Raw genomic sequence first — 12,032 nt, 5'->3', positions numbered from 1 at the left:
GCTCGCGCTCGGCCATGCCCGCGCTGGACCTGGGCGCGCCGTCCGTGGCCATTCCCATGCCGCCGCCGCAGCAGCGCCCGCCGCTCCCGCTCCGAAGGGCTCCGAGCTGGACCTGCGCTACCAGAAGTTCGACCCCATCGGCACCGGTCCGCTGGGCACCGTCTTCAAGGGGCGCGTCACCGCGCTGGGCCTGGACATCTGCCTGAAGGAGCTGAAGGACATCTTCGGCTACTTCTCCTTCCTGCAGCGGGGCGAGGTGCTCAAGCGCCTGAAGAAGGAGCTGTGCGCCCAGGCCCAGGTGCGTCACCCGGGCGTGGTCCAGGTGGTGGACCAGAACGTGGACGCCGCCCGGCCGTACTTCGTGTTGGAGCTGATGCAGGGCAGCCTGCGTGAGCGGCTGGACGCGGGCGGTGGCAACGGCGTGCCGGTGTCCTTCGCGCTGCGCGCCTTCCTGCAGCTGGCCTACGGCCTGCGGGCCGCGCACGCCGCGGGGCTCACGCACCACAACATCAAGCCGGAGAACGTGCTCTTCGACACGTACGGCAACGCGAAGCTGGCTGACTTCGGGCTGGGCCGCGTGGTGGAGGTGGACGCCACCAAGGGCATGCCCCAGGTCTTCGTGGGCACGGGCGGCATGGCCTATATGGCGCCGGAGCTGATGAACCGGGGTGGCAAGGAGCCGGGCGCCTCCGCGGACGTCTACGCGCTGGGCATCCTGCTCTACGAGATGCTCACCGGGCAGATTCCGGGCCGCCGCTCGCCGTTGCCCTCCGAGGTCAACCCGGAGGCTCCCAGCGGTCTGGATCAGCTCTTCGACAAGGCCACCCAGGACAAGCGCGAGCAGCGCTACCCGGACGTGGACGCCATGTTGGAGGACTTCTACAAGGCGTACCCGGACAAGGAGTTCCTCTCCAAGGGGGACCTCGTCATCTCCTCGGATACGCCGAAGGAGTGACGGGCAGGCGGCCGGGCCCTGGGCGCACTCGGGGCTCGCCGCGCACGTTGGGGGCTGCCACACTCCGTGGCGCCATGACTCCGCCCCCGTCCGAAAGCGTGCTCATCACCGTCACCGGGAAGGACCATCCCGGAGTCGTCTCGCGCCTCACCGGTCTGCTGGCGGAGGCCGGCGCCGAGCTGCTCGACGTGGAGCAGGTGGTGGTGCAGGGACGCCTCACGCTCTGCCTGCTGGTGCGGCTGTCTCCGGCGAGCGGCACCCTGGAGACGCTGCTGTCCGCCGCGAAGACGCTGGGCGTGACGCTGGACTTCCAGGCGGTGGAGGCACCCGCCGCGCCAGCCGCGTCCTCGCGCCACGTCGTCACCGCCGTGGGCCGCGCCCTGGGCGCGCGGGAGCTCCATTCGCTGACGCAGGTGCTGGCGGAGCATGGCGCCAGCGTGGAGCGAATCACGCGCCTCAGCGAGCCGCACCTGGGCTCGGTGGACCTCCACATCCGCCTGCCGCCGGGCCAGCCGCCCGACGCGCTCAAGCACGCGCTGCTGGAGCTGTCCATGCAGTCGGGTGGATTCGACGTGGCGCTGCAGCGCGAGGGCCTGTTCCGGCGCGGCAAGCGGATGGTCGTCATGGACATGGACTCCACGCTCATCCGCATCGAGGTCATCGACGAGTTGGCGCGCGCGCATGGCGTGGGCGAGCAGGTGTCGCGCATCACCGAGCGCGCCATGCACGGTGAGATGGACTACGACGAGTCGCTGCGTCAGCGCGTGGCGTTGCTGCGGGGCCTGGACGCGTCCGTGGTCCACCAGCTCGCGGCGAACCTGCCGCTGACGGAGGGCGCGGAGACGCTGGTGCGCGTGCTCAAGCGGCTGGGCTACCGCACCGCCGTCATCAGCGGCGGCTTCTCCGTGGCGGCCGAGGCGCTGAAGGCGCGCCTGGGCATCGACTTCGCGTACTCCAACGAGCTGGAGATTCAGGACGGGAAGCTCACCGGCCGCACGGTGGGCCGCGTCGTCAACGCGCGGCGCAAGGCGGAGCTGTTGGAGTCGCTGGCGCGGGAGGAGGGCATCCTGCTGGACCAGGTGGTCGCCGTGGGAGACGGCGCCAACGACTTGTTGATGCTGGAGCGCGCCGGGCTGGGCATCGCCTTCCGGGCGAAGCCCAGGCTGCGCGCCGCGGCCGACACGTCCATCTCCGCAGGCGGCCTGGACAGCATCCTCTACCTGCTGGGACTCACCGGCCGCGAGCTGCTGGAAGCGGGCTGAGGGGCCGGCTGAGGGCGCGCCCTACAGCCGCATCCGCGCCGCCAGTTCGCGCTGCTGGAGCTGGTTCTTCTCCAGCAGCAGCTCGAGCAGCGCGCGCAGAATCTTGGAGCTCTTCTCCTGGTTCTGCTGCACCGTCTGCAGCCGCTTCAGGTCCTCGTCCGTCCACTCGTTGGTGGGCGCGCCACCCGCCAGAATCTCGTCGAGGATGTCCGCGGCGCTGGCGCCAGCGCCTGGCTCAGGGGCGCGCTCCGGCGCGCGAGGCGCGGGCGGAGGCGCCGCGGGCGGCGTGATGTCGGCGATGCGCTTCACCACCGTGTTGCCGCTCATGTCGACGACCTTGAGGTCGTCCTCGTCATCCTGCGCGTCCGAGCTGCTCGGGCGCTTTTCGCCGCCGAAGCGCGTGCTGATGACGGGCTCCTGGCCGCGGTAGTGGCGGAGGATGGCGTGCTCGATTTCACGCTCGCCCGCCACCATGACGACCACGCGGGCGCGGCTCTTCGCCGCGACCTGGTCCAGGGTGCCGAGGTCCGTGGGGTCCGCCATGGCCAGCACCAGCGTCTTGCCGTTGTCCTTGAGCGACACCGGGAAGACGGCCTTCTGCTCGGCGAGGCTCACGTCCACGCGCGAGAGCGCGCCCGCGTCGCGCGTGACGTTGCCCAATTGGATGCGCTGCATTCCCAGGCCCTGGCAGATGGCCTCGGTGATGACGTCGTCGGTGGCCAGCCCCAGGTCCGCGATGATGCGCGACAGCCGTCCGCCCCACTGCTCGTGGGTGGCCAGTGCGCTGCGCAGCTGCAAGTCGTCGATGACGCGTGCCTTGACGAGGATGTCGCCAATGCGATTCCGGGAAGGAGAGGCCATGGCCCGGCATTCTACCGTCTAGATGCGCGGACGCTGCGTCCGTGATGAGGAGGCCCAGCCATGCAGCCCTTCGCGGAAGCCGCTACCCAGCTCTGCCCCTACTGTGGTGAGGAAGTGGAGGTCGCCGTGGACCCCATTGGGGTGGCCTCGGAGACGTACATCGAGGACTGCCCGGTGTGCTGCCGTCCCTGGACGGTGCAGGTGTCCCGCGACGAGGAGCGCTTCGCCGTGCACCTGGGCCGCGACGACGACTGAGGCGGCCTGGAGGGCGGGCAGGCGGGCGTGAAACGCGGCGCCGGCGGAAGCCGCCGGGGCGTTGCTTGACACGCTCCGAAGCATGGTTCTCTTGAGTCTTGTGAGGCGGCGCTGGAGCCCCGGTGGGGGGCACCGCGGCGACCGCGAACCAGAACAACCCAGGCTCATTCATGCCGTGCGTCCGCGAGGACGTCACGAACAGGAGACGACCATGCAGGCTCGCAATCCGTTCAACTCCGCCGTCGTGGTGAACCCGCTGATGCGCGATGTCGACGCGCTCTGCCGCGAGCTGACGCAGCCCATGTGGCGCCAGGCCCCGCGTGAGCGCACGCCGGCCGCGGACATCACCGAATCCGAGAGCGGCCTCACCCTGCAACTGGACATGCCCGGGCTGGACGCGAAGGCCATCCAGGTGACGGTGGAGAAGGACATCCTCACCGTGCAGGCCGAGCGCAAGGCCGAGCCGCGCGCGGAGGGCGTCAACGTGCGCCGCCAGGAACGCGCCTTCGGGACACTCGCCCGCTCCTTCGCGCTGCCTGACACGGTGGACGCAAGCCGGGTGGAGGCCCGCTACGAGCAGGGCGTGTTGACGCTGACCCTGCCTCGGCGCGAGGAGTCCAAGCCCCGCGTCATCGAAGTCAAGGTCCAGGGCTGAAGCCGCGGGCGCACACCGCGGGCCTGGGAGGTCACCTGCCTCCCACTGAAATCCCTGCCCAGGGCTTCCGCGAGCAAGGCGGAAGCCCTGCCTGTCCTACCGCTTGGCGCTGAGCGCCAGCGGAACGCGGAACAGCTCCAGCACCTGCTGCACGTCCAGCGGCTTCGCCATGCACGCCAGCGCGCCGGCCTGCTTCGACTGCTCCACGACCTCGGGCGTATGCGCGGACGTCATGGTGATGAGCCGCACGCCCTCCATCTGCTTGCGCGCGCGGATGCGACGGCAGACTTCCAGGCCGTCGATGTCCGGCATGTTGAGGTCGATGATCATGCCGTGTGGCTTCTGCTCGGACACGAGCAGCAGGGCCTCCACGCCGCTCGTCGTCGTCTGCAGCTCCACCTGGGCCGCGAACGGCTTGAACGCGCGCTTGATGGCGTCCAGCACCGGGCGCTCGTCATCCACCGCGAGCAGGCGCACCGTGCCGCTGCCGAGCTCCTCGGGAACCGGCATCTGATGGGTGATGAGGAACGTGCGCAGGTCCGCCGACCGCACGCGGCGGTGGCCGCCCGGCGTCCTGAACGCCATCAGGATGCCACGGTCAATCCACTTGCTCACCGTGGACGGATCCACCTGAAGCAAACGACTGATGTCGTGCGTCGTGTAGAGCTGGTCCGTCATCGCCGTACTCCCCTCTTGCTGCATCATTCCGCTGCCCATGGAACTATTCACCTACCTTGAACACGGGTTTTCTTCAACCTCACTGAGTACCGCGCCTATCAGACCCTCTCATCAGACCCACTGCGTCGTCCCAGCGGCCACTGGCCTTGAGACACAGCTCCACGAGCTCCCGAGCGGCGCCTCGGCCGCCAGGGCTCTGGGTAACGAAGTGGGCCTCTCGGCGCACCTCGGGGACCGCATCCGCAGGACAAGCGGAAAGAGCCACCATTGAAAGTGGACCCAGGTCGTTGTGGTCGTCACCCATGTAAGCGCAGGCGTCCAGGGGCACGTCCAGCTGGGTGAGCAGCTCTTTGAGCGCGGCCGACTTGTCACGGCGGCCTTGGAACACGGCCGCCAGGCCCAGCTCCTGCCCGCGCTTCTCCACGATGCCGGAGGTGCGGGCGGTGAGGATGGCGGCGGGCAACCCGGACAGCCGGGCCATGACGAGCGCATGGCCGTCCTTGACGTCGAAGCGCTTCATCAGCTCGCCGTCCTGGCCGTAGTAGAGGCCGCCGTCGGTGAGCACCCCGTCCACGTCGAAGACGAGCAGCCGCACGCGCGCAGCACGGGACGCCAGCTCTTCCGTTCCCAGTCTGGAAAGGGCGTCCGTCACCATGGCTTGCTCGACTCCCTTGTTTGCTGACGCATCAACCCGGCTCGTGTCCCAACACCCGGCGGATGCTCAGCACGTTTCGTACCACGTCTTCAAACATCTGTGGATTCAGCGAACAGGGACCGTCACACAGGGCACGATCCGGATCTTCGTGGACTTCCGTGAACAACGCGTCAATCCCGGCGGCCGCGGCGGAGCGGGCCAGCAAGGACACGAAGCGGCGTTCGCCCGCCGTCTCGCCGTTTCCGGCGCTGGGGAGCTGAACGGAGTGGGTGGCGTCGAAGCACACGGCGAGGCCGGCGTCGCGCATCTGCGCGAGGCCGCGCATGTCCACCACCAGGTTGTTGTAGCCGAAGGTCGAACCGCGCTCGGTGACGAGCACGTTGGGGTTGCCGGCCTCGAAGGCCTTGCGCGCCGAGTGGACGATGTCCTTGGGCGCCACGAACTGCCCCTTCTTCAGATTGACGCCCTTGCCAGTCCGCGCCACGGCTTCCACCAGGTCCGTCTGCCGGCACAGGAAGGCCGGTATCTGGATGATATCCACAACTTCCGAGGCTGGCCCGACGTGGCTCGTCTCATGGACGTCCGTGAGAACGGGAACTCCCACTTCATCCCGGATTCTCTTCAGGATTCTCAGGCCTTCCTTGAGACCCGGGCCTCTGAAGGACTTGCCGCTGGTGCGGTTGGCCTTGTCGTAGGAGCACTTGAAGGCGTACGGGACGCCGAGCCGGCCGGTGATTTCCTTCAGGAGGCGGGCATGGCGCAGGGCCATGTCCTCGGACTCGATGCTGTCGGGGCCGGCGATGACGAACAGCTTCTGGCCTTGGCCGACCTTGAAGCCACACAGCTCGATGGGGTTGGGGGCGCTCATGCGGACACCTGGCCGGCCGCCGTGTCCCGCTGGGCGAGCGCCGCGCGGATGAAGCCGGAGAAGAGGGGGTGGGGTGCGAAGGGCTTGCTCTTGAACTCAGGGTGGAACTGGCAGCCGACGAAGTAGGGGTGGTCCGCCAGCTCAATCATCTCCACCAGGTTGAGCTCGGGGTTGGCGCCGGAGATGACCAGCCCCGCCTCCTGCAGCTTGCCCCGGTAGGCGTTGTTCACTTCGTAGCGGTGGCGGTGGCGCTCCTGGATGGTGTCCTGTCCGTAGAGCTGGTGGGCGAGCGAGCCGGGCTTCAGCGCGCAGGCGTAGCTGCCCAGGCGCATGGTGCCGCCCTTGTCCTGCACCTTCACCTGGCTCTCCATGAGCGTCACCACCGGGTGCGGCGTGTGCTCGTTGAACTCCAGGCTGTTGGCGGTGGACAGGCCCAGCACGCCGCGGCTGAACTCCACCACGGCCATCTGCAGGCCCAGGCAGATGCCGAAGAAGGGCACCTTCTTCTCTCGTGCGTAGCGCACGGCGGAAATCTTGCCCTCGGTGCCGCGCACGCCGAAGCCGCCAGGCACCAGGATGGCGTCCACGCCGGCCAGCAGCTTCTCCGCGCCCTGCTCCTCGACGTCCTGGCTGTCGACGAAGTGCAGGTTCACCTTCACGTCGTTGGCGATGCCGCCGTGCAGCAGCGCCTCGTTGAGGCTCTTGTAGCTCTCCGTGAGGTTGACGTACTTGCCCACAATGGCGATGCGGACCTGGCCGCGCGCGGGCTCGTACACCTTGCGGATGATGTTCTCCCAGCGCTCCAGGTGCGGCGCCCGGCTCCAGATGTTGAGGACCTCCGCGAGCCGCTCGTCCAGGCCCTGGCGGTGCAGCTCCAGCGGCAGCTCGTAGATGCTGCGCACGTCCGGCGACGTGAAGACGCTGCGCGTGTCCACGTTGCAGAACATGGCAATCTTGTCCTTCAGCTCGCGGGACACCTCGCGGTCGGTGCGGCACACGAGGAAGTCGGGCTGGATGCCAATCTCCCGCAGCTTCATCACCGAGTGCTGCGTGGGCTTGGTCTTCACCTCGCCGGCCGCGCCGATGTACGGCAAGAGCGTGAGGTGGACGTAGACGACGTTCTCACTGCCCACGTCGTAGCGCATCTGCCGGATGGCCTCGAGGAAGGGCAGCGACTCGATGTCGCCCACGGTGCCGCCGACCTCGACGATGACGACGTCCGCGTCCTGCGCCGCCTGGCGGATGCTGGACTTGATTTCGTCGGTGACGTGCGGAATCACCTGGACCGTCTTGCCCAGGTACTCGCCCCGCCGCTCCTTCATGATGACGGCGTGGTAGATGCGGCCGGACGTGAAGTTGTTGAGCCGGCTCATCCGCGCGTTGGTGAACCGCTCGTAGTGGCCGAGGTCCATGTCCGTCTCACCGCCGTCCTCGGTGACGAACACCTCGCCATGCTGGAACGGGCTCATCGTGCCCGGGTCCACGTTGATGTAGGGGTCCAGCTTGATGAGGGTGACGGCCAGCCCACGGTTCTCCAGCAGGGCGCCAATCGAAGCGGAGGCGAGGCCCTTGCCGAGGGAGCTGACCACTCCGCCCGTCACGAAGATGAACTTGGTTTTCTTGGAGCGCATGTCCCGTTCTGCCAACTGAGGCAGGGATGCGTCAATTATTCTGTTTCCGGTGGACGGCCGCCCGCTGGGGACCGAGGGGCGGCGTCAGTTGCCGTCCCAACCACCCGGCCGGGCGACCGCGAACTCCTGGGCGGTCGGCTGCCCGACGCGAAACTTGCGCAAGTCGCAGTTCCGGCAGCTCCAGCCCTCCCAGCCCCGCTTCACCACCAGGTGCAGGCAGGCGTCGTAGTTGGGGCAGAAGAGGTTGCGCTGCGAGTCCACGGACTCCTCGTCCCGGAGGGCGGTGGGCAGCGGGCTGGGGCATGGGGTGATGGACACGGCGGAAACTCCCGGATGAAACGTGTTGGGTCGGCCTCTCCCCCCGGCGCGCTCCGAACAGGAGGGGGGGGCCGGCATTCCCGAGCCGCCGCAAAAAGGCCCGTCCCCCTCGCGGGAAACGGGCCCGGAACTGCCAGCGTCTGCCACCGCCTCGGCGCCTTCTCAGGCCAGCGAAGCGGAGGTGGACGCCTTGGAGTTGCTGTCGTTCAAGGCATCACCTCCTTTCGGAGCCCCAGACTTAACCGGGAGCCCGCGGGCGCGCCACTGTCGCCAGGTGCGTGGCGAGAGCCGTGTGGGCACCAGGCGTTCAGGCTGCGACAAACTGCCGCTCCACCAGTCGCCGGTACAGGCCCTCCTGGCTCATGAGGGCGGCGTGGGTGCCGCTCTGGATGACGACGCCGCCGTCGAGCACCAGCACCCGGTCCGCGTTGGCCACGGTGGACAGGCGGTGGGCGATGATGAGCGTGGTGCGGCCCTTCATCAGGCGCTCCAGCGCATCCTTCACCAGGTGCTCGCTCTCCGCGTCCAGGGCGCTGGTGGCCTCGTCGAGGATGAGCAGGCGAGGGTCCTTCAGCACCGCCCGGGCAATGGCGACCCGCTGCTTCTGGCCACCGGACAGCTGCACGCCTCGCTCGCCCACCTGGGTGCCGTAGCCTTCCGGAAAGCGCTCGATGTACGCGTGGGCATTGGCGGCGCGGGCGGCCTCCTCCACCTGGGCGTCGGTGGCGCCGGGCCGGCCGTAGCGGATGTTGTCCGCGATGGAGCAGGAGAAGAGCTGGGGCTCCTGCGCCACCATGCCGATGTTGCGGCGCAGCCACTCCGGCTCCAGGGCGGTGAGCGGATGGCCGTCCAGCAGCACCTCGCCGTTCTGCGGGTCGTAGAAGCGCGACAGCAGGGAGGCCAGCGTGGACTTGCCCGCGCCGGAGGGGCCCACCACCGCCACCACCTCTCCCGGCCGCAGCTCCAAGTCCAGGCCCTGGAGCACCGGCACGTCGGGACGGCTGGGGTAGGCGAAGTGCACGCCGCGGAACTGGACGTGCCCGCGCAGGTCGGTCAGTTGCTCGCCGCCGGCGCCGATGGCGGGCTTGCGGTCCAGCAGTTCGAAGACGCGCTCGGCGGCGCCGCTGGCGCGCATGAAGTCCGCCCACAGCTCCGCGATGCCGCTGAACGAGAAGGCCACCAGCATGGTGTAGATGAGGAACGAGGTGAGCTCGCCCACGGAGAGGCCGCCGTCCACCACCAGCCGGCCGCCGTACCAGAGCACCGCGGCGATGGAGCCATACCCCGCGATGGAGGCCACGCCCATGAAGACGGAGGTCTGGAGCGCGCGCTTCTTGGCCAGCGTGAAGGAGCGCTCCACGGCGACGCTGTAGCGCTCCACCTCGTGCCGCTCCGCGGCGAAGGAGCGCACGGTGCGGATGCCGGACAAGTCTTCCTCGGCCACCTCGCCGCTGGCGGCGAGCGCGTCCTGGGCCTGACGGGAAATCACCCGGACCCGGCGCCCGTAGAACACACCGCCAATGGCCACGGGCGGGATGACGGCCAACATCACCAGCGTGAGCTGGACGGACGTGTAGAGCAGCAGGCCCACGCCGCCCAGGGCCGTGACGACGTAGCGCAGCATCATGGACACGTTGGCCGTGACGGTCGTCTGCAGGACGGTGGTGTCCGAGGAGAGCCGGCTGGTGAGCTCGCCCGTGCGGCGCGAGTCGAAGAAGCCCACCTCCTGGGACAGCAGGGCGCCGAAGAGGTCCTTGCGCAGCCGCGACACCACGCGCTCGCCCGCGCTGGTGAAGAGGTAGATGCGCAGCGCCATGGCGAGGCCCTGCACCGTGAACACGGCGAGCATCAGCATCGCGAGCCGGTCCACCACATACCGGTCGCGCGCGGTGAGGGCCTGGTCCACCAGGTCGCCAATGGCGCGGGGGTAGGCCAGCGTGGCGCCGCTGTTGATGAGGAGGAAGAAGGTGCCCGCTGCCAGTGGCAGCAGCTCCGGGCGCGCGAGCTTCAGCAGGCGCCCCAAGGTGACGCCAGGGGAGGCGCTGCTCTTCGAATCGTTCACGGGGGAAGACACCGGCGGAGACTAACGCGAGCGTCCAACCCGCGCACCGGCCGCCTGCGTGTGCGTTGATGCAGTATTAATCCTCTCGAAGCAGGCCATACGCGGAGTCAGGGGGAGTGCCATGGAGCAGCGTCCATTTGGAAGCACACGGGTGTCCGTGCCCGTCCTGGGCCAGGGGACCTGGCAGATGGAGGAGGACGACCGGGCAGGCGCCATCCGCGCCCTTCGCGCCGGGTTGGACCTGGGAATGACACACGTGGACACCGCTGAACTGTACGGCCACGGCAAGGTGGAGGAGTCCATCGTCGCCGAGGCCATCGCGGGCCGGCGTGGCGACGTCTTCCTGGTGTCGAAGGTGATGCCGTCCAACGCTTCCTACGCGGGCACGCTCGCCGCCTGTGAGCGGAGCCTGAAGCGGCTGCGCACGGACCACCTCGACTGCTACCTGCTGCACTGGCCGGGTTCGCACCCCCTGGAGGAGACGGTGCGCGCCTTCGAGAAGCTGGTGGCGGATGGAAAGATTCGCGCCTGGGGCGTGAGCAACTTCGGGGTGGAGGACCTGGAGGAGGCGCTCGCGCTCGCGGGGCCCGGGCGCATCGCCTGCAACCAGGTGCTCTACCACCTGGAGGAGCGCGCCATCGAACACGCCGTCCTGCCCTGGTGCGAAGCCCACGACGTGGCGGTGGTGGGCTACAGCCCCTTCGGCAACGGCCGCTTCCCCCGACCCGACAGCCGGGGTGGGAGGGTGCTGGGCGCCATTGCCCGCGCGCACGGCGTCACGCCGTACCAGGTGGCGCTCCGGTTCCTGGTGCGCGGGCCGTCGCTGTTCGCCATTCCCAAGGCGAGCCGGGAAGCCCACGCGCGCGACAACGCCGCCGCCGCGTCGCTGGCGCTGACCGCCGACGAGCGGGCCCTCCTCGACGCGGCCTTCCCGCTGGGGGCCGAGCCGGCGTCGCTGCCCGTCATTTGATGCCGGCGGCGAAGGCCTTGCGGAAGGCGGACACGGTGGGCTCACCCGGGCCCACCGTCACCGTGCCCGTTTCGCCCTCCACGGTGGCGCGGGTGCCCTGGCCCTTGAGGAAGCGCACGGAGGTGATGCGGCGCAGCACCTCGCGGCCCTGCTCCTGGGCCAGGGCGCGCAAGGCATGGCTGGTGACATTCACGGCGGACTCCAGCGCGCGGCGGCCCGGCTCGTCATCCAGGCCCACCCACTCCACCTCGAAGCGCAGGGGCTTGCCGCCCAGGGACGCCTCGCCCGGCCAGAACTGCTCGGTGAGGGCGTGGGGCAGCTTCTCCAGCAGCGTCACTACGTCCTGCCGCGTGGGGTTGGGCCGCACGAGCTGCGTCAGCTCCAGCAGCTTCTCCGCGTTGCCCACCGCCACCGCCACCACCGTGGACAGGTCCACGTAGGCCACCGACTCCGAGCGGCGCAGCCCTTCCTTGCTCAGGGCCATCAGCACCGATTCGCGGGGCACGTAGTCCACCACCTCGCCCGTCATCGAATGGCCGTGCGCCAGGTGGAGCGTGACGGTGATGGTGGGGACTTCCTCGCCCGAGCGCGCCCGCGTGGCGAGCGTCCCCAGCTGCTCCAGCACCCGCTCCACCTTGCGCGACACCAGCCGCTGAACGCCCTCCATGTCCTCGTCCTCCTGCTGCTGCCTGCGGGTCTCTTGCGCGCGCTGTGGTTTCGGAGGCGCGGGTGGTTTCGGTGGCGCGGGCTCCCTGGCGACGGTGGGGGGCGCCGTGGGGGCCTGGGTGGCCGCTTCAAGGGTGGGGGACGCCGCGTCCGCCTTCGCCTCACCACCGCCAAAGACGTTCTTGAGGAAGCCCAT

At 69.2% G+C, this 12,032-nt stretch carries 13 protein-coding genes; 5 read left to right on the top strand and 8 right to left on the bottom strand.

Annotation, left to right across the window (positions count from 1 at the left end; all coding sequences use genetic code 11):
• A partial coding sequence (locus tag HV826_RS26195; protein ID WP_255217419.1) for a serine/threonine-protein kinase occupies positions 1–955 on the top strand: 955 nt, incomplete at its 5' end.
• 74 nt (positions 956–1,029) lie between these two features.
• The gene (gene serB / locus HV826_RS26190; RefSeq protein ID WP_176419705.1) at positions 1,030–2,217 is read left to right on the top strand and encodes a phosphoserine phosphatase SerB; all 1,188 of its coding nucleotides are present in this window, start codon (positions 1,030–1,032) and stop codon (positions 2,215–2,217) included.
• 21 nt (positions 2,218–2,238) lie between these two features.
• Here the strand turns inward: serB and HV826_RS26185 are convergent, their stop codons facing one another.
• A complete protein-coding gene (locus tag HV826_RS26185; protein WP_176419704.1) occupies positions 2,239–3,078 on the bottom strand; it encodes a general secretion pathway protein GspE in 840 nt (279 codons plus the stop codon).
• A 60-nt stretch (positions 3,079–3,138) separates the two neighbouring features.
• Between HV826_RS26185 and HV826_RS26180 the strand changes: the two genes are divergently transcribed.
• Both HV826_RS26180 and HV826_RS26175 read left to right on the top strand, forming a co-directional pair.
• Positions 3,139–3,333, top strand: a complete 195-nt coding sequence (locus tag HV826_RS26180; protein WP_176419703.1) for a CPXCG motif-containing cysteine-rich protein — start codon at positions 3,139–3,141, stop codon at positions 3,331–3,333.
• Between the two features lie 211 nt (positions 3,334–3,544).
• Positions 3,545–3,988, top strand: coding sequence for an Hsp20/alpha crystallin family protein (locus HV826_RS26175; protein ID WP_176419702.1), 444 nt, complete (start codon positions 3,545–3,547; stop codon positions 3,986–3,988).
• Positions 3,989–4,084: 96 nt separating this feature from the next.
• Here the strand turns inward: HV826_RS26175 and HV826_RS26170 are convergent, their stop codons facing one another.
• The 6 genes from HV826_RS26170 to HV826_RS26145 all read right to left on the bottom strand — a co-directional run bounded on the left by HV826_RS26170 (position 4,085) and on the right by HV826_RS26145 (position 10,212).
• Positions 4,085–4,705, bottom strand: a complete 621-nt coding sequence (locus HV826_RS26170) for a response regulator (RefSeq protein WP_141255404.1) — start codon at positions 4,703–4,705, stop codon at positions 4,085–4,087.
• Between the two features lie 40 nt (positions 4,706–4,745).
• The gene (locus tag HV826_RS26165; protein WP_176419701.1) at positions 4,746–5,321 is read right to left on the bottom strand and encodes an HAD family hydrolase; all 576 of its coding nucleotides are present in this window, start codon (positions 5,319–5,321) and stop codon (positions 4,746–4,748) included.
• A gap of 31 nt (positions 5,322–5,352) precedes the next feature.
• The gene (gene kdsA, locus HV826_RS26160; RefSeq protein ID WP_176419700.1) at positions 5,353–6,189 is read right to left on the bottom strand and encodes a 3-deoxy-8-phosphooctulonate synthase; all 837 of its coding nucleotides are present in this window, start codon (positions 6,187–6,189) and stop codon (positions 5,353–5,355) included.
• Complete coding sequence (locus HV826_RS26155; RefSeq protein ID WP_176419699.1) at positions 6,186–7,820, bottom strand: CTP synthase; 1,635 nt, start codon at positions 7,818–7,820, stop codon at positions 6,186–6,188. The genes kdsA and HV826_RS26155 overlap by 4 nt, the downstream gene beginning before the upstream one ends.
• An 84-nt stretch (positions 7,821–7,904) precedes the next feature.
• On the bottom strand, positions 7,905–8,138 hold the full coding sequence (locus tag HV826_RS26150) for a hypothetical protein (RefSeq protein WP_013935727.1): 234 nt from the start codon (positions 8,136–8,138) through the stop codon (positions 7,905–7,907).
• 307 nt (positions 8,139–8,445) lie between these two features.
• On the bottom strand, positions 8,446–10,212 hold the full coding sequence (locus HV826_RS26145) for an ABC transporter transmembrane domain-containing protein (RefSeq protein ID WP_176419698.1): 1,767 nt from the start codon (positions 10,210–10,212) through the stop codon (positions 8,446–8,448).
• A gap of 109 nt (positions 10,213–10,321) precedes the next feature.
• On the opposite strand from HV826_RS26145, the gene HV826_RS26140 reads away from it, so the two are divergent.
• Positions 10,322–11,170, top strand: coding sequence for an aldo/keto reductase (locus HV826_RS26140; RefSeq protein WP_176419697.1), 849 nt, complete (start codon positions 10,322–10,324; stop codon positions 11,168–11,170).
• Here HV826_RS26140 and HV826_RS26135 read toward each other — a convergent pair.
• Positions 11,163–12,032: a hypothetical protein gene (locus HV826_RS26135; RefSeq protein WP_176419696.1), complete on the bottom strand. Its 870-nt coding sequence runs from the start codon at positions 12,030–12,032 to the stop codon at positions 11,163–11,165. The genes HV826_RS26140 and HV826_RS26135 overlap by 8 nt on opposite strands.

The sequence above is a fragment of the Myxococcus sp. AM010 genome (genome assembly GCF_013372585.1).
Lineage (GTDB): Bacteria > Myxococcota > Myxococcia > Myxococcales > Myxococcaceae > Myxococcus > Myxococcus vastator.
This window is presented reverse-complemented; position numbering and strand designations above follow the sequence as displayed.